Origin of the sequence: Mesorhizobium sp. NZP2234, assembly GCF_013170765.1 — a bacterium.
GTDB classification, from domain to species: domain Bacteria; phylum Pseudomonadota; class Alphaproteobacteria; order Rhizobiales; family Rhizobiaceae; genus Mesorhizobium; species Mesorhizobium loti_D.
In genome coordinates, this window is the sequence record NZ_CP033364.1 from 5,917,285 (window position 1) to 5,934,117 (window position 16,833).

Annotated in this window: 12 protein-coding genes; 3 read left to right on the forward strand and 9 right to left on the reverse strand. The window is 62.3% G+C overall.

Annotation, left to right across the window (positions count from 1 at the left end):
- Nucleotides 1-8: 8 nt before the first annotated feature.
- Nucleotides 9-2,006 carry a cytochrome o ubiquinol oxidase subunit I gene (gene cyoB / locus EB230_RS28795; protein ID WP_056570545.1) on the reverse strand — a complete coding sequence of 666 codons (1,998 nt, stop codon included), beginning with the start codon at nt 2,004-2,006 and terminating at the stop codon, nt 9-11.
- Between the two features lie 10 nt (nt 2,007-2,016).
- Entirely contained in the window at nt 2,017-3,198 is a 1,182-nt protein-coding gene (gene cyoA, locus EB230_RS28800) for a ubiquinol oxidase subunit II (protein WP_172374413.1), read from the reverse strand.
- Nucleotides 3,199-3,412: 214 nt separating this feature from the next.
- Here cyoA and EB230_RS28805 point away from each other — a divergent pair, with 214 nt between their 5' ends.
- Nucleotides 3,413-4,735 carry an MFS transporter gene (locus EB230_RS28805; protein ID WP_056570568.1) on the forward strand — a complete coding sequence of 441 codons (1,323 nt, stop codon included), beginning with the start codon at nt 3,413-3,415 and terminating at the stop codon, nt 4,733-4,735.
- Nucleotides 4,736-4,856: 121 nt separating this feature from the next.
- On the opposite strand, the gene EB230_RS28810 is transcribed toward EB230_RS28805, so the two are convergent.
- Complete coding sequence (locus EB230_RS28810; RefSeq protein ID WP_172374414.1) at nt 4,857-5,858, reverse strand: bile acid:sodium symporter family protein; 1,002 nt, start codon at nt 5,856-5,858, stop codon at nt 4,857-4,859.
- Nucleotides 5,859-5,951: 93 nt separating this feature from the next.
- On the opposite strand from EB230_RS28810, the gene EB230_RS28815 reads away from it, so the two are divergent.
- On the forward strand, nt 5,952-6,794 hold the full coding sequence (locus EB230_RS28815) for a LysR substrate-binding domain-containing protein (protein ID WP_056570541.1): 843 nt from the start codon (nt 5,952-5,954) through the stop codon (nt 6,792-6,794).
- A gap of 106 nt (nt 6,795-6,900) precedes the next feature.
- Here the strand turns inward: EB230_RS28815 and EB230_RS28820 are convergent, their stop codons facing one another.
- The 4 genes from EB230_RS28820 to glmS all read right to left on the reverse strand — a co-directional run bounded on the left by EB230_RS28820 (nt 6,901) and on the right by glmS (nt 11,330).
- The gene (locus EB230_RS28820) at nt 6,901-7,224 is read right to left on the reverse strand and encodes a hypothetical protein (protein WP_065005803.1); all 324 of its coding nucleotides are present in this window, start codon (nt 7,222-7,224) and stop codon (nt 6,901-6,903) included.
- A 38-nt stretch (nt 7,225-7,262) separates the two neighbouring features.
- Nucleotides 7,263-7,979, reverse strand: a complete 717-nt coding sequence (locus EB230_RS28825) for a L,D-transpeptidase (RefSeq protein ID WP_244494043.1) — start codon at nt 7,977-7,979, stop codon at nt 7,263-7,265.
- Complete coding sequence (locus tag EB230_RS28830) at nt 7,976-8,944, reverse strand: glycine betaine ABC transporter substrate-binding protein (RefSeq protein ID WP_172374415.1); 969 nt, start codon at nt 8,942-8,944, stop codon at nt 7,976-7,978. Before EB230_RS28830 ends, EB230_RS28825 begins: the two co-directional genes overlap by 4 nt.
- A 562-nt stretch (nt 8,945-9,506) precedes the next feature.
- Nucleotides 9,507-11,330: a glutamine--fructose-6-phosphate transaminase (isomerizing) gene (gene glmS, locus EB230_RS28835; protein WP_171883291.1), complete on the reverse strand. Its 1,824-nt coding sequence runs from the start codon at nt 11,328-11,330 to the stop codon at nt 9,507-9,509.
- A 596-nt stretch (nt 11,331-11,926) separates the two neighbouring features.
- On the opposite strand from glmS, the gene EB230_RS28840 reads away from it, so the two are divergent.
- The gene (locus EB230_RS28840) at nt 11,927-13,354 is read left to right on the forward strand and encodes a hypothetical protein (protein WP_246738868.1); all 1,428 of its coding nucleotides are present in this window, start codon (nt 11,927-11,929) and stop codon (nt 13,352-13,354) included.
- A gap of 47 nt (nt 13,355-13,401) precedes the next feature.
- Here EB230_RS28840 and EB230_RS28845 read toward each other — a convergent pair whose 3' ends face one another.
- Nucleotides 13,402-14,745, reverse strand: coding sequence for an HlyD family type I secretion periplasmic adaptor subunit (locus EB230_RS28845; RefSeq protein ID WP_056567904.1), 1,344 nt, complete (start codon nt 14,743-14,745; stop codon nt 13,402-13,404).
- A 26-nt stretch (nt 14,746-14,771) separates the two neighbouring features.
- Entirely contained in the window at nt 14,772-16,523 is a 1,752-nt protein-coding gene (locus EB230_RS28850; protein ID WP_065005144.1) for a type I secretion system permease/ATPase, read from the reverse strand.
- Between the last annotated feature and the right edge of the window lie 310 nt (nt 16,524-16,833).

Here is a 16,833-nt window from a genome sequence, read left to right on the forward strand (position 1 = left end):
TTCGAACCCTAGCCCTGAGCGGCGAGGAGCGTCGTCCTCGCCTCCTCCGTCTGCGTGACCTCGGCAGCCGGAATGTGGAAGTCTCTGATATAGTTGAAGGTGTGGCCGATCGCGGTGGCTATGAGGCAGACGAAGCTCAGCGCCGCCAGCCACCAGATGTACCAGATCATGCCGAAACCGAGCGCGACGCTGAAGGCTGCCAGGATGATGCCGGTGCCGGTATTGCTGGGCATGTGGATCGGCTTGAAGCCCGAGAGCGGCCTCATATAGCCGGCCTTCTTCATGTCCCACCAGGCGTCGTTGTCGCGCACGACGGGCGTGAAGGCGAAATTGTAGGCGGGAGGCGGCGAGGACGTCGACCATTCGAGCGTGCGGCCATCCCAGGGATCGCCGGTCGGATCGGCAAGCGCCTCGCGCCTGCGGATGGAGACGAAGATCTGGATCAGGAAGGCGGCAATGCCGACGGCGATCAGCACCGCGCCGAAGGCGGCGATGACGAACCAGATCTGCAGCGAAGGATCGTCGAAGACGCGCATGCGGCGCGTCACGCCCATCAGGCCGAGTATGTAGAGCGGCATGAAGGCGAACCAGAAGCCGACCACCCAGCACCAGAACGACACCTTGCCCCAGAACGGATCGAGCTTGAACCCGAAGGCCTTGGGCCACCAGTAGGCAATGCCGGCAAACAGCCCGAACAGCACGCCGCCGATGATGACGTTGTGGAAATGCGCGATCAGGAACAGGCTGTTGTGCAGCACGAAGTCCGCCGGGGGGACGGCAAGCAGCACGCCGGTCATGCCGCCGACGGTGAAGGTGAGCATGAAGGCCACCGTCCACATCATCGGCAGTTCGAAGCGGATGCGGCCGCGATACATGGTGAACAGCCAGTTGAAGATCTTCGCCCCGGTCGGGATCGAGATGATCATCGTGGTGATGCCGAAGAAGGAATTGACGCTGGCGCCTGAGCCCATCGTGAAGAAGTGGTGCAGCCAGACAAGGTACGACAGGATGGTGATGACCACCGTAGCGTAGACCATCGAGGTGTAGCCGAACAGGCGCTTGCCGGAGAAGGTCGAGGTGACCTCGGAAAAGACGCCGAACAACGGCAGGATGAGGATGTAGACTTCGGGGTGACCCCATATCCAGATGAGGTTCACATACATCATCGGGTTGCCGCCGAAGTCGTTGGTGAAGAAGTTCGTGCCGACATAGCGGTCGAGCGACAGCAGCGCGAGCACCGCCGTCAACACCGGAAAGGACGCCACGATCAGCACGTTGGTGCACAGCGACGTCCAGGTGAAGACAGGCATGCGCATCATCGTCATGCCGGGCGCGCGCATCTTGATGATCGTGCAGATGAGGTTGATGCCCGATAGCGTCGTGCCGACGCCCGCCACCTGCAGCGCCCAGATGTAATAGTCGACGCCGACATCGGGGCTGTAGCCGATGCCGGAAAGCGGCGGATAGGCGAGCCAGCCGGTGCGGGCGAATTCGCCGACAAACAGCGACGCCATGACCAGGATCGCGCCGCCGACCGTCATCCAGAAACTGAAATTGTTGAGGAAGGGGAAGGAGACGTCGCGCGCGCCGATCTGCAGCGGCACGACGAAGTTCATCAGTCCCGTGACGAAGGGCATCGCCACGAAGAAGATCATGATCACGCCGTGCGCCGTGAATATCTGGTCGTAGTGATGCGAATTGAGGTAGCCTTCGGAACCATTGAAGGCGATGGCCTGCTGCAGGCGCATCATGATGGCGTCGGAGAAGCCGCGCAGCAGCATGACCAGGCCCAGCACCATGTACATGATGCCGATCTTCTTGTGGTCGACGCTGGTGAACCACTCGCGCCAGAGGTAGCCCCACAGCTTGAAATAGGTGATCACACAGAGAAGGGCGAGGCCACCGAGCGCCACCGCGACGAAGGTGGCGACGACGATCGGCTCGTGCAGCGGCAGCGAGTCCCAGGTGAGGCGGCCGAAGATGAATTTGGTCAGCGTATCGGGCATCGGCTGTCTCTCACAATTCGCGCCGCAGGAGGCCGAGCGACGGCGCATCCGCCTCGGCGCGACGGCTCTCGGTCCCGGGCCTCAGCAGCCCCGCCCCGCGCAGCGGGGAAAGATTTTTGGCCGGCCAATCCGTCGCCGTGGCATTGCTGGCCGCGCGCGCCGCGGCAGCCGCCTCCTCCGCCGTGCAGATGCTGGCGACATAGGACGGATCGTTCCCGAACACCGCGCCGCGCCGGGCGAGCTTGTCGTATTGCAACGGCAGCGTGTTGCGGACACCGGCAAGACCGAGGCCACCCTTGGCATCGATCGACATCATCTCGTTCATGCACATCTTGCCGCGCTCGACGCACAGGTTGAGGATGGCGCCGTAAAGGTCGGGATCGACGGAGGCATAGTGGCGGACCGGTTCGTTCTCGCTCGGCTTTTCGAGTTCGAGATAATTCTCGCGGTTGAGCGCCGCCGAGGCTGTCTTGCCCTGCGCCACCCACTGGTCGAAAGCCTGGTCGGACAGGCCGTGGAAGGCAAAGCGCATTCCCGAGAAGCCGGCGCCGCTGTAATTGGCCGAGAAGCCGCTGTAGGTGCCCGGCTGGTTGATGACGGCGTGCAGCTTCGTTTCCATGCCAGGCATGGCATAGATCTGCCCGGCCAATGCCGGGATGTAGAAGGAGTTCATCACCGCCGACGAGGTGATGCGGAAGTCGATCGGCTGGTTGACCGGCGCCGCCAGTTCGTTGACCGAGGCAATGCCGTAGTCCGGATAGATGAACAGCCATTTCCAGTCGAGCGCCACGACCTCGACCCTGAGCGGCTTGTGGTTTTGCGTGACCGGCTGGCCGGGCTCGATCCGGTCGATCCGGCGGTATGGGTCGAGCAGGTGCGTGCCGAGCCAGGTCAGCGCCCCGAGACATATGATAATGAGCAGGGGCGCGGCCCAGATCACCAATTCCAGTTTCGTCGAATGGTCCCAGTCCGGCGCATAGGTCGCCGAGGCGTTGGATTGCCGGTAGCGCCAGGCAAAAAAGACGGTCAGCGCCATGACCGGCACGATGATGATCAGCATCAGCAAGGTCGAGACCACGAGCAGGTCGCGCTGCTGGACCGCGACATCGCCGGCGGGCGCGAGCACGACCAGATCGCAGCCGCTCAACAATCCGGCCAGGGGGAACAGAAGCAAGGCTCCAAATCGTTTCATCAAACGCTGCCCTCGATGGACCGCGGCAACGGTTCATGTTGCAATGCGGTATCGATCAAGGGCTACTGCTCGCGGCGGCGCGGTGACATTGGACAATTTGTCCAATGCCCAGGTGGCATGGCTTTGGCCCAGTGTGCAGCGCACAATGGAACCTTTGGGGAATCCCCAGAATTGGGTCCCGGACACTTCATTCAACGCGGTGGCGACGGACAAGATGGCTCAGACTTCGACTGCCGAAACGAATAGCGAGCTGATCGGCTCGCATCATGGCCAGGTCAGCGCGGGCGATATCGCGGTTGGCGTGATCGTCGGCAGGACGTCGGAATTCTTCGACTTCTTCGTCTATGCGATTGCCTCCGTCATCGTGTTTCCCAGGCTGGTGTTTCCGACGCACGATCCGCTTGTCGGAACGCTCTATTCCTTTTGCATCTTCGCGCTGGCCTTCGTCGCCCGCCCGTTCGGCTCCGTGCTGTTCATGGCCGTCGATCGCGCCTATGGCCGCGGCGCGAAACTGACGATCGCGTTGTTCCTGCTCGGCACATCGACCGTGGCCATCGCGTTTCTGCCTGCCTATGGCGACATCGGCGCGGTCGCGGTGTGGCTTTTGGCGCTTGCCCGCATCGGACAGGGGCTGGCGCTAGGCGGAACATGGGACGGGCTGCCCTCGCTGCTGGCGCTGAACGCGCCGCGGAACCGGCGCGGCTTCTATGCCATGATCCCGCAACTGGGCGCCCCGATCGGCCTCATCGTGGCAAGCTCCCTCTTCGCCTTCTTCGTCGCCAACCTGTCGGCCGACGACTTCTTCACCTGGGGCTGGCGCTATCCCTTCTTCGTCGCCTTCGCCATCAATGTGGTCGCCCTGTTCGCCCGGCTGCGCATTGTCGTCACCCCTGAATTCTCGAAACTGTACGAGAGCGGGGACCTGCAGCCGACGCGCATCAGGGACACGATCCGGGCCGAAGGCCGCAATGTCGTCGTCGGCGCCTTCGCGCCACTGGCAAGCTTCGCCCTGTTCCACATGGTGACGGTGTTTCCGCTCTCCTGGGTGTTCCTGTTCACCAATGAAGGGCCGGCGCGTTTCCTGGCGATCGAAGCGGTGAGCGCACTGTTCGGCATTGCGGCGATCGTCGCGTCAGGGCCGCTGGCCGATCGCGTTGGACGCCGTGCGCTGCTTGGCGGTTCGGCGATCGCCATCGCGACGTTCAGCGGCTTTGCCCCGCAGCTTCTGGATGGCGGCGCAGTCGGCGAAGCCCTGTTCATGGTGCTGGGCTTCATCCTCCTGGGGCTGAGTTTCGGTCAATCGTCCGGCGTCGTTGCGTCGAGTTTTTCCCGGCAGCATCGCTATACCGGCTCGGCAATAACCTCGGATCTGGCATGGATGTTCGGCGCCGGCTTCGCGCCACTCGCGGCCCTGCTGCTCGCCGGCAATTTCGGCCTCATCGCCGCCGGCGCCTATCTGCTATCGGGCGCGGCTTGCACGTTGCTCGCCTTGTGGATCGACGGACGTCGTCCGGCCGCGGACCGCCAAGCCGATTGATCAGGTGCCTTCGATTGTGGATATGAGGCTGATCGGATTGGTGACCCAGCCCGTTGCCGCATTGCCTGCTCGGGGTGAAGCCCTCCGCGGCGCGCGATCCTCCTGCTACACGCAAACCCAACTAAGCCACCGAAGCAGCCGGCTTGGCTTGCCGTGCGGCGGACCGGTGCGCCGCACTGGCATATTTCTGGGCGATCATGGCGCAGACCATGAGCTGTATCTGGTGGAAGAGCATCAGCGGCAGAACGATCGCGCCGACGCCCTGGCCGGCAAAGATGACGTTGGCCATCGGGACGCCGCTCGCCAGGCTCTTCTTCGAGCCGCAGAAAGTGATCGTGATCTGGTCGGCCTTGTCGAAGCCGAGAAGCCGACTGCCATAGGCAGTGAACAGAAGCACCAGGCCGAGCAGCGCCATGTCGGCGACAACGACCACGGCGATGTCGCGCAGCGAGAACATATGCCATAGCCCCTCGGCGACGGCCGTGCTGAAGGCCAGATAGACGACCATCAGGATCGAGCCGCGATCGACAGGCATCAGCAGCGTCTTGCGAGAGCGTATCCAGTTGCCGATCCGCGGCTCCAGCAGCTGTCCGAGCGCAAAGGGCAGGAGCAATTGCACCAGGATCTGGCTCACCGCATTCCATGAAAATCCGCCGTGACCGCCAATGGAGAAGAGCAGTCCGACGAGCAGGGGCGTGAGGAACATGCCGAAGATGTTGGAGGCGGAAGCCGAGCAGATGGCCGCGGGGACATTTCCGCCAGCCATCGAGGTGAACGCGATCGAGGACTGGACCGTCGAGGGCAGGACACACAGAAAAAGGATGCCGAGGTAGAGCGGCTTGGGCAGGATCGAGGCAGGCAGATAGCCAAGCGCCAGACCCAGCAGCGGGAACAGGCCAAAGGTCGTCAGAAGGATGAGGAGGTGCAGGCGCCAATGCATCAGGCCGGCAATCACGACATCGCGCGAGAGCCGCGCACCATGCAGGAAGAACAGAAGCGCCACGGCAAGATTGGTCGCAACCGCGAACCATCCCGCGAACGCCCCGGTTGCTGGCGCGACAGACGCAAGCGCAACGGTGCACAACAGCAGGATCAGAAACGAGTCCGGCAGATAGCGGCGCATGACATGTTCGCTCCAGAATGGGTCCAAGGTCGTCTTTTCGTGCATTGCAAAATAGGATACAAGGAATAACAGTTATCGTGAATTGAGATATCAATGCTCGATCTGGTCCAACTTCGCAGTTTCGTCACCGTCCAGCAGATGGGAAGCTTCACCTTCGCGGCCGAGCGGCTGGGGTTGGGGCAATCCACCGTCAGCCAGCACATCAGCAAGCTGGAAGCCGCGATTGGCAGGCGGTTGCTGGCCCGGGATACGCACAAGGTGGTGCTGACGCCTGATGGTGAAGCCCTGCTCGGCCATGCCCGGACCCTGTTGTCCATAGAGGGGCAGGTGCAGGCGCTGTTCACCGCGCAGAGGCTGCGCGGCACGTTGAGGCTCGGCGTGTCCGAGGACCTGGTTGCCAGCCGTCTGCCACTGGTGCTGGAGGATTTCGTCCGGTCCCACCCATCCGTCGATCTCGAACTGACCGTTGCTCTCAGCGGCTTGCTCTACGAAATGCAGGATAATGGCGAACTCGATCTCGTCCTGGCGAAGCGCCGGCTGGGCGACAGCCGTGGCCGGCTCGTCTATCGTGAGCCGCTTGTCTGGCTCGCCCGCGATCCGGAACACGTCCTGTCGCTCGCGGCCTTGCCGTTGATCGCCTTCCCCCCGCCGAGCGTCACGCGCAGCATCGCGCTGGAAGCGCTCGAGCGACATCGCATGCCATGGCGCATTGTCTGCACATGCGGAAGCTTGAGCGGGCTGACGGCCGCCGCACGCGCTGGGATGGGGGTTCTGGTGCAACCGCAAAGCATGTCGCCTTCAGGCCTGAAGGAGATCGGCAGCCTGCCACAATTGGAGGATGTGGAATTCGTCCTCATCCCGAGCAAGGGCGCGGACAGGGCGCTCGTCTCAGCGCTTTCGGATGATATTCTGAACAAGGTGAAAGGCTTGCGCTGACCGGCAGCGTAGGTGGCGGTCAAGGCTAAAGCCCGGCCGAGCGCGCCCGTCCAATACGCTCAGCTCCTGGACGCCGCTCTTCGATGCTTATCGGCGTTTTTTAAAATCAGGCCGGCTGAACTGAAGCCACTTTACCGTCGGTATCGACGATGCAGCTGGTTGGTTTTCCCGCGACGTTCAGTTCGACCTGGAAGCTCTTGGAATCGAGCTTTCGCGAGCTGGTCGGCAACGCCTTGCCGCTATCGACGCCGCTCGCTTTCGCCGCCGCGCCGGCACAAAGAAGCTGGAGATCGGCCGGTGCTGTTTCGACCGTCGTCCTCGACATCTGGTCGGGCGTCGGCGCGCTCTGGCATGCCGCCAGAGCCGTTGCGATGGCGATCAAGGCCGCTCCGGCCCAGTGCCTCATCCTGATCTGTCTGCCGGTCACCATGGTGTTGTCCCCTGTGTTTATCGAACGTCCGTCCTCGCTCACACACCCTTGTAGAGCGCCGCGCCCTGCATCAGCACGATGACCTTCGCCCCGACCTTGATGCGGGAATGCAGATCGATGATGTCGCCATTGTTCATGCGGATGCATCCGGACGATACGTCCAGACCAATGGTCCACGGTTCGGGCGTGCCATGGATCCGGTAGATGGTGTCGTGGCCGTCTTCATAGAGGTAGAGCGCCCGCGCGCCGAGCGGATTGTCGGGCCCACCGGGCATGCCATTGGCCCAGGGCCGGGCTTTTGGATCCCGGGCAACCATTTCGGCCGGCGGTGTCCAGGTCGGCCACTCCGCCATGCGCCCAACCTTGACGATGCCGGCCCATCCGAAGCCCTCCCTGCCCACGCCGATGCCGTAGCGGATCGCCTGCTGGCCGGGCTGGACGAGATAGAGGAAGTGCTGGTTGCCGTCGATGATGATGGTGCCGGGCTGCTCGGCGGTCCGGAACTTGACCACCTGCGGGCGGAAGGATTCCGGTACCTGCCTGTGAAGCTTGTAGTACTGGTAGGCCTTGGTGCGATTGTAATCCGTCCACTGCCGCGTCTTGGGATCGTAGACCTGCGTTCCCGCGGCAAGGGACGCGGTGGTGGAAAAAACCAACCCCAGCGCCAGCACAACCGCGAGGCTTGCCGCATGCCTGCCGCCGGTTCCCGCCGCCCGTTCGTCCGTGCCGAACCTTGTCTTCCTGCGTCTGGTCATTGCTTGGCCCATCCTTCGACGCGCGCCTCGTTCCTGGCCACCCATTGCTCGGCGTAGGCAGAGGGCGCCTGCCGCTCGACCTGGAGCGCGTAGCTCATATCGATCGCCTCCTCCGGCTTGAAGTCGACGTGCTCCAGGAAGCGAACCACCTCCGGATGTTTCTTGCGCAACGAGGTCGCGTAGGCGATGTGGTAATGGGCCGTGTCCCAGCCGACCGCGGCGCTCGATTTCGAAAGCCATTGCGGGTCTTCCGTCGGCAGGACGATCTTCCATTTGGCGGCGTCGTATGGCGGCTCCGTCAGGCGGACTATGTCGTGCAATTTGAAGACCACATGCGGCGCATAGCAAGCGAAGACCATCGGCCAATCCGAGGCCTCCGCCGCATCCACAGCCGCCATGCCCACATCTTCCGGCATTTCGAGCAACGTCAGGTTCCTGGCATAGCCGTAGCTGTTGGCGCGGATGCGCTCGATGATGGTCGACGACCACGTTTGGGCGCCAATCCACATCTCGCCCTTGCCGTCTCCGTCCGTGTCGAGCGCCTCGGTCTTCTTCGGATCACTGAGGTCGGAAATATCCTTGAAGCCGTATTTGTCGGCCGCTGTCCGGTTGGCGCAGATGCCCTGCCAGGCCGGAACCCCGATCGGGCTGATCGCGACCGTACCGGCCTGAGTGACATACTTGTTGACCAAGGTGTCGAGGTTCGGCAGCCACACTTCCGGATGGATGTCGACCTGGCCGGAGTCCAAACCGGCGAATGCAATCATGGTGCCCATCTCCACCACATCCGCATCGAGCCCGAACTCCTTCTTGAGACTCACTTTCAGGATGTTGGCCGTCGCCTGGCCCGACGACCAGTTCGGCATTGCAATAACCAGATCAGCAGCGCGGGTGCGAATATCGCCGAACACAATCGCCGAGGCAACAACCGCCACTTTCAATGCCAGTTTCACCAGGTCGGCCATCAAGTGATCCTCTTCACGTGCTCATTTTGGTCGGAATCTTCGAAGACACCCAATCACTCAGCGAGCAGTCCATCGACAGCCGGTGTCGTTCGTCGATCGCCACCGAAGGTGCCTCCAACCTCTCAGCCAGATTGTTGGTCTGGCCCGAAGGTTGCGTGTGTTCGGATCCACAACGGACAAAGTAGCGCTTGCCGCGAAGCGGCGCCACCGCTGCTCCTGCGCGGTGACGTTGGCGGTCGGAATCATCGCAGGAGCCAAGATGAGCTGCGATTGCTTCGCGACGGTCATTGGAGCCCCCGAATCTGATTGGCGTTGCTGCCAAGCTTGCATCTGAGGCTGCATCGAAGGAGTACGTAACAGTAACAACCGTCAGCCCACGCAGGAAGCAGCGGGAACTGCAACCGCCGCCAGCACATGGTCGATGGAAGCAAACCCACTATTGCCATCACCGCCGAAGCGGCCTCCCGCCTCCGCCACATGGATGGAAAATCAGGGCGTCGTGCTGGATCCGGTCAGCAGTTGCCGGATGGTGCGGCCTGCCCCGGAAAGCGCGACATCCTCGTCACTCCACCGTGACCGATTTTGCCAGGTTGCGGGGTTGGTCGACGTCGGTGCCCATGAAGACGGCGGTGAAATAGGCCAGCATCTGGATCGGCAGCGCATAGATGATCGGCGAGATGATTTCGGGCACGTCCGGCAGGATGATCGTCTCCATCGTCTTCACGCTCGCCTGGGCCGCCCCCTTGCCGTCGGTGATCAGGATGATCTTGCCGCCGCGCGCCGCCACTTCCTGCATGTTGGACACGGTCTTCTCGAAGATGCGGTCATGCGGCGCGATGACGATGACCGGCATGTTCTCGTCGATCAGCGCGATCGGCCCGTGCTTCAGCTCGCCCGCCGCATAGCCTTCGGCGTGGATGTAGGAGATTTCCTTGAGCTTCAGCGCGCCTTCCATGGCCAGCGGGAAATTGGTGTCGCGGCCGAGATAGAGCACATCGGAATAGCGCGACAGGTCCCGCGCGATGCGCTCGATCTGCTCTTCGAGCTTGAGCACCTGGTTGGCATAGCGCGGCGCTTCCGAAAGCGCCCGCACCAGGGTCTTCTCCTCATCCTTCGAGATCGTGCCGCGCGCCACGCCGGCGCGCACCGCGAGCGAGGCCAGCACCGAGAGCTGGCAGGTGAAGGCCTTGGTCGAGGCGACGCCGATCTCGGGTCCGGCCAGCGTCGGCAGCACGACATCGGATTCGCGCGCCATGGTCGATTCCCGCACATTGACGACGGCGCCGATCTTCATGCCGGCCTTGCGGCAGTAGCGCAGCGAGGCCAGCGTGTCGGCGGTCTCGCCCGACTGCGAGATGAAGAAGGCGGCATCGTTGGCCGACAGCGGCATCTCGCGGTAGCGGAACTCCGAGGCGACATCGATGTCGACCGGCAGCCGCGCATAGCGCTCGAACCAGTATTTGCCGATCAGGCCGGCGAGATAGGCGGTGCCGCAGGCCGAGATCGCCAGCCGGTTGATCCCTGCGAAGTCGAACGGCAGGTCGAGCGGCTTCGAGACGCCGGAGACGAAGTCGACATAATGCGCCAGCGTGTGCGAGATCACCTCGGGCTGCTCATGGATCTCCTTCTCCATGAAATGGCGGCGGTTGCCCTTGTCGACCATGAAGGAGGTCGACAGCGACTGCTGGCGCTTGCGCTCGACTTGTCCGCCGTCGATGTCGAAGATGGCGACGCTGTCGCGGCGCACCACCGCCCAGTCGCCGTCCTCCAGATAGGTGATCGAATTGGTGAAGGGCGCCAGCGCGATGGCGTCGGAGCCCAGAAACATCTCGCCGTCGCCATGGCCGACGGCCAGCGGCGGGCCGTTGCGGGCGCCGACGATCAGGTCTTCGTCGCCCTTGAACATGATGGCCAGCGCAAAGGCGCCTTCGAGCCGCTTCAGCGCCTGGTGCGCCGCCTCGACCGGCTTCAGCCCCCTGGCCAGTTCGCGCGCCACCAGATGGGCGACGACCTCGGTGTCGGTCTGCGAGGAGAAGGAATAGCCGTCGCGGGTCAGTTCATCGCGCAGCTCGGCGAAATTCTCGATGATGCCGTTGTGGACGATGGCGACACCGTCGGAAAAATGCGGATGCGCATTGGTCTCGTTGGGCACGCCATGGGTTGCCCAGCGCGTGTGGCCGATGCCGATCGTGCCACCGAGCGGCTCGTCCTTGAGCCGGCGTTCGAGGTTGATCAGCTTGCCCTCGGCGCGCCGGCGGCCAAGCTCACCCTTCTCGATGGTGGCCACGCCGGCCGAGTCATAGCCGCGATATTCGAGCCGCTTCAGCGCGTCGACGATGAGCGGCGCAACCTGCGAATGGCCGACGATTCCAACGATACCGCACATGGCTTTGCCCCATAGCCTGCAGAATTCCAGCCCCATTGCACACGAGAGCCATGCTATCCCTCCCCGACCACGGGCTGATCGTTCATTTGAAGGAGCCCATGGACTTAATCGAAAGCCGACCTGTCGTGCTTGAAGTCCGAAGTCGCCCAAAGAGGGCGCAGTTCCGTGGCGGAGCCTGCGTGGTCGGCCAAGAGACATCTGAAGACGGGCAGTTCGTTCGAATGATGCGCTTCCGCCAGCCGAGGCGCATGTTGACTCAGCCGGCAAACCAAAACACACCCAACAGCCGGTTAGGCCCGGCCGCCTGATGCCCCCCTCCAAGAGGCTGTCGGGCCGCTTGATCCACATGGGGCCCGGACTGCCCCGGATGCCTGCAAGCGAGCGGCACTTGAGTCCACGCAGGAGACCAAACCTTGGCCTGTCGCTCATGATCTCGACCGCTCCTTGCCGTTAAGGCGCTGAAATCGCTGGCGCTCGGCATCGTTTGATTGCACGAAGACGCCGAACTGACCTCTCGATACAAAGGGGAAGCTTAATCCTCGCCTTGCTCGATCCAGGCATGCTGAAGGGGGATGTAGGGCATGAAGTTCAGAGATTTGATCAGGCGTGCCGACAACGCCGAGAAGTCCTTCGAGGATCTCGAAGCCGACTTGGCGAACGCCGTCGACGAGTGCCTTGGTTTGTCCGATCTGTCAGAGCAGGCAAGAGATGCCGTCGCGGACGAGACGCCCATGCAAGAGGACAACAGCGAACAGGACAAGAGCGCCCAAACCGGAGACAGTGCCGGCACTGCGGAACCCGCGCGACGACTGACCTCTCATACGCAGAGCCGTATGGCCGCCTTGACTTCGTTCGATGGACTGTTTCGCGATGCGAAGCTCCATTTCGAGGAGATCAACGCGAAACTGTCGGAGATCGCAAGCACACATCACCTGACCCGCGAATTGTTCCACATTCTTCACGCCGACATTCTGCGAGCCAACGAACTCGAGCTGGCGAATCTGAACCTGACCGCGGAGCAAAGGAGCCTGTCGGACAGGCTCAATGATCTGAATCGAAGGCAGCACGAGCGGGAAGGCATTGTGGAGGCCTTGCAGCAGCGCGAGGCAAGCCTGGTTCAAGACTGTGAGGCGCTTCGCGGCGCACTGGCCGGGGCAAGGCTGGAACTCGTGGAGGCCGCGAACACGAACGCAAAAAACGAAGCGGAATTCGGAGACCTCACTAACGCACTTGCAGCGGCTACCGTCGAGGCCGACAGACGCGCGCGCGAAAACAAACAGCTGCGGGAAAAGAATGTCAGCCTGTCGATCGACCTCGAAAAAGCGCTGAAGCGGGAAGACGAGGCGCGGCACAGGCTCGACGGGTTTTCCACGATCCATGCCAACGAAGCGGCACGAAACTCCGAATTGCTGGCTGCACTCGGCAAGAGCGAAAAGGAAGCGACACGACTCCATACGTCGCTTGAGGTCGCCCAGGCGAAACTGTCCGAGCTGACGGAAGCCGCCCGTATCATGGAAGCGGAGAAGAACGCCGAGATCGAACGCTGCCGTGCCGAAATTCGAGGATCGCGTTCCGAGATCCAGAACCTCCATTCACGACTGGAACTCGCATCAAACGCAAACAGCGAAGCCTCGAACGAACTCGCCAAGCTCAGGCTTCAATGGAGCGAGGCCGTGGCGGAAAAGCAGGTCGCGGATGAAAGGTTGGCCGCTCTCACCAAGGAGGCTGAAACCGACAAGCTGAACCTCTCGAAGATAACCGCCAATTTTTCACAGCTTTCCCTGCAGCAGGCGTCCGATCAGATACAACTCGATGTCCGCCGGCAGGAATGCGAAGACCTGCGGGCCGAAATTGCATCGGTAAACGCCAGGATCAGGGAACTCCTGCCGCTTGAGAGGCTCCATGCGACGACGAAGGCGAACGCCTTGCCGCACAAGAGCGATGCAGCCAAGGTTCCCGTGACGGCGGAGCGAACACCGCGCTCCATGCGCCGCGTTCGTCGCAGGGCGCTCACCGCATCGTAGGAAGAGGGCTGCCCATATCCGCGGCCCGGTTGCAACGATCCGTCACGTCACTGACGGAAAGCCCGCGACATCTGATCCGTGAGAGGCTTCAGCAGATAAGACCAGACGCTGCGTTCGTCCGTGCTTATATGAACCTCTGCCGGCATGCCTGGTTTGAGCACCTTGGCGTCGGTCAGGCAGGCTGCCTTGTTCTCGACATTGATACGCGCCGAGAAATACGAAAGCTGTTTCTGCTGATCCTTGATCAGGTCCGCCGAGATGCGCTTGACCGATCCCTGGCAAGCAGGCGTGGTGCCGGCGTCGAAAGCAGGAAACCGGATCGAGACCCGCTGGCCGGGACGAATATCATCTATGCGCGACGGCGGAATCAGCGCGTCGACGACGAGGTTGTCGGTGTCGGGGACAATCATCATGAGCACTTCGCCGGGGGCGATGACGCCGCCGATTGTATGGATAGAGGATTCCTGCACCGTTCCCGATTGCGGAGCGCGGATGGTGGTCTTGGTCAATTCGTCTTGCGCCACAACCTTGCGCTCTTCGAGTTCGGTCTGCTTGGCTTCGGTTTCGCGAAGCTCGCTGGTCACCTCACTGCGCCTCTGTTCATCGAGCTGAAGAATTTGCAGTTCGGTCTCGCTGATCCGGGCCTGCGCCTCGGCAACCGCCGCCGCGAGGCGCCCTGACTCTCCGTGCGCCCGGGTGGCATCCAATCTGATGTTGCTCAGTCGCTCCTTGGACACCAGCTTTTTTGTGAAAAGCGCCTGGACGTCGGCAAGATCCCCATCCAGCAAGACCACGGATTGGTCTTCCGCGGCTTGCTGTGCCTTGAGGCCATCGATCTGACGCTCGAGTTGCTTTGAGCGACTTTGCAACTGTGCCTTCTGCCCCGTCAACGCCGTGGCGCGGCTTTCAAACAGGGCGCGCTCGCCATTGACGAGTGCGGCCAGTTCCGGGTCGCCCATCCGCGTCTGGAGGCCGGAAGGAAGCTGCATCTCCGACAGGCCTTGTCGCTCGGCTTCCAACCGCGCAAGTCGAACGGTGGCGCGATCGAGATCCTCACTGATTATCTGCAGGTTGGCCCGCGTCAGCGTGTCATCCAGCCTGGCCACCACGTCGCCGGCCCGGACATGATCGCCATCTTGCGCGAATATGCCGCCAATCGTGCCGCCGGTCAGATGCTGCACTTTCTTTATGTTGCTCTCGACCACCACGGTGGCAGGCGCAATCACCGCGCCGGCGATCTTGGTCAAACCGAGCCAAAGCCCGCCGCCGACAATCAAAAGGGCCGTGATCGCCGCACCCAGGATCAGGTTGGCCCGGATATCATCCCGCGTCTCGGCCGAATTCGCCTCGGTCCTTCGGGTCGCATCGCCGAGCGGCACGTATGAAAACATCGTCGCGTCAGACACGGAGCAGCACCTCACGCATGACCGCTTACTCCCTTCTGCATCGGGACAACCGACGCCGGCCGTTCAGCGGGCGAGGGGAAGGGCCGGATAACGTTGGCCAGGACCTCCTCGCGCGAGCCGAAGGAGTGAAGCGTCCCATTCGACATTACGAGTACCTTGTCGATGTTGGTGAGGGCGGAAGGACGGTGCGCAACGACGATGACTATGCCTCCGCGCTGGCGCACCGCCAGGATCGCGCCGGCCAGGGCGGCATCGCCATCGACGTCCAGGTTTGAATTCGGCTCGTCGAGGACGACAAGAAACGGCTCGCCATAAAGTGCCCTGGCAAGCCCGACGAGTTGCCTCTGTCCGGCCGAAAGGGCTGCCCCTCCCTCGCCCACGCGTGTTTGAAAACCATTCGGCAATCGCATGATCATCTTGTCGACGCCCGCCGCCCTGGCGGCTGCCAGCACGCCCTTGGCGTCGCCCTTGCCGCCAAATCTCGAAATATTGTCGGCAACCGTTCCATCAAACAGTTCAACATCTTGCGGCAGGTAGCCGATATGGGCGCCAAGCTGTTCGTGACCCCATTGGTCGAGCGAGGCTTCGTCCAGCCTTACCGTTCCGCGAAGCGGCTGCCACACGCCCACCAGCGCGCGCACAAGTGTCGTTTTCCCGGAACCGCTTGGGCCGACAATCGCCATTCCCGCGCCCCCCTGCAGGCGGAAACTGACATTGGCCACGGTCGGTTTTTGCTGGCCTGGCGGGGCAATTGTCAGTTCCTCGACCGCAAGCATCGCCTGCGGGGCTGGCAGCTCCATGAGCTCGTCATGGCTGCCGAAGGCGGTCAGCGCCCTTGCCAGTTGGGAATAGCTCTGACGGAATGCCACAAACCCTCTCCAGTTTGCCATCGCCGCGTCAACCGGGGCCAACGAGCGGCCCAGCAATATGGAGGATGCTATGATCACGCCGGGCGACGCTTCACCTCCGATCACGAGATAGGCACCAAGTCCCAGGACGCAGGACTGCAAGGCCATCCGCAGCGCCCTCGACGTTGAACCGGTGGCGCCTACGATGTCGGAAAGGCGCTCCTGGTGCGTGAGATATGCGTGATTGACCTCCCCCCATCGGCGGGCGAGCCGCCCGGAAAGGCCCATCGCGCGGACAACCTCCGCATTGCGGCGGCCAGAGTCGGCAAGATTGCGCTGTGACACAAGCGTCTCGGAGGCGCGCGCGGCCGGGCCGCGGCCAAGGATTTCCGCGACAACCGTGAGCAGCACGACAACAATCGCGCCGCCCGTCGCCAGCAGACCGAGCGAAGGATGCAAAAGAAAGATGACCAGTAGATAAAACGGTATCCACGGTGCGTCGAAGACGACAGTCGGCCCTAATCCGGAAAGGAAGCCGCGCAACTGATCCAGGTCACGAAGCGGCTGTACCCGGCTCGCGTCCTGCCCGCCGATGAGCGGCAAGGACAATGAGAGCCCGAAGACCCGTTGCTGCAGAGTCTTATGGAGGCGATTGCCGATTCGAACCAGGAGGCGAAGCCGCACGAAATCCAGCAGGCCGTAAACCGCGTAAAGGCCCAGCATCCCGATCGTAAATCCGACCAGCGTCGGAACGCTCTGCGAAGGCAGAACGCGGTCGTAGACTTGCAGCATGTAGACAGAGCCGGTCAGGGCGAGAATGTTTATGACCGCCGAGAACACGCCAACGCCTACCAGTGCGGGCGCGGCGCCAAGCATAGCGCCACGCAGATCGGGCGAGTTTCCACCAAGGTTCATGGCTTGCGACCTCCGGTAAGAAGTCGTCGGGCAGGTTCACTGGCTCCGCCGGCCGTCAACATTTTTTTGGTTTTCAGGAGCGTTTCCCTTTTTGCCTTATAATATTACGCCCCACTAACGTACGTGGCCTTCGGTCAAAATGTAGCAAAATCGTGACGCTGGCCCGAAAAACCGGGAATCGACGCATCAAACCAGGGGAAAACTGCCGTTTTAAGGTGCGAGGGTGGCTGTACAGATCGCGTTTCAGGCAAACGAAATCGAGCCTGCGTCATTTTTCCTGGGGGTGAGTCGCCGCTGAGGCAAAGCCACG

Bases quoted from the DNA above. Each gene is read 5' to 3' on its own strand.
- glmS (WP_171883291.1), bottom strand. From the start codon at position 11,330: ATGTGCGGTATCGTTGGAATCGTCGGCCATTCGCAGGTTGCGCCGCTC.
- EB230_RS28810 (WP_172374414.1), bottom strand. From the start codon at position 5,858: ATGCGCCGCTATCTGCCGGACTCGTTTCTGATCCTGCTGTTGTGCACC.
- EB230_RS28825 (WP_244494043.1), bottom strand. From the start codon at position 7,979: ATGACCAGACGCAGGAAGACAAGGTTCGGCACGGACGAACGGGCGGCG.
- EB230_RS28815 (WP_056570541.1), top strand. From the start codon at position 5,952: ATGCTCGATCTGGTCCAACTTCGCAGTTTCGTCACCGTCCAGCAGATG.
- EB230_RS28830 (WP_172374415.1), bottom strand. From the start codon at position 8,944: ATGGCCGACCTGGTGAAACTGGCATTGAAAGTGGCGGTTGTTGCCTCG.
- cyoB (WP_056570545.1), bottom strand. From the start codon at position 2,006: ATGCCCGATACGCTGACCAAATTCATCTTCGGCCGCCTCACCTGGGAC.
- EB230_RS28805 (WP_056570568.1), top strand. From the start codon at position 3,413: ATGGCTCAGACTTCGACTGCCGAAACGAATAGCGAGCTGATCGGCTCG.
- EB230_RS28845 (WP_056567904.1), bottom strand. From the start codon at position 14,745: ATGTTTTCATACGTGCCGCTCGGCGATGCGACCCGAAGGACCGAGGCG.
- EB230_RS28820 (WP_065005803.1), bottom strand. From the start codon at position 7,224: ATGGTGACCGGCAGACAGATCAGGATGAGGCACTGGGCCGGAGCGGCC.
- EB230_RS28850 (WP_065005144.1), bottom strand. From the start codon at position 16,523: ATGAACCTTGGTGGAAACTCGCCCGATCTGCGTGGCGCTATGCTTGGC.
- cyoA (WP_172374413.1), bottom strand. From the start codon at position 3,198: ATGAAACGATTTGGAGCCTTGCTTCTGTTCCCCCTGGCCGGATTGTTG.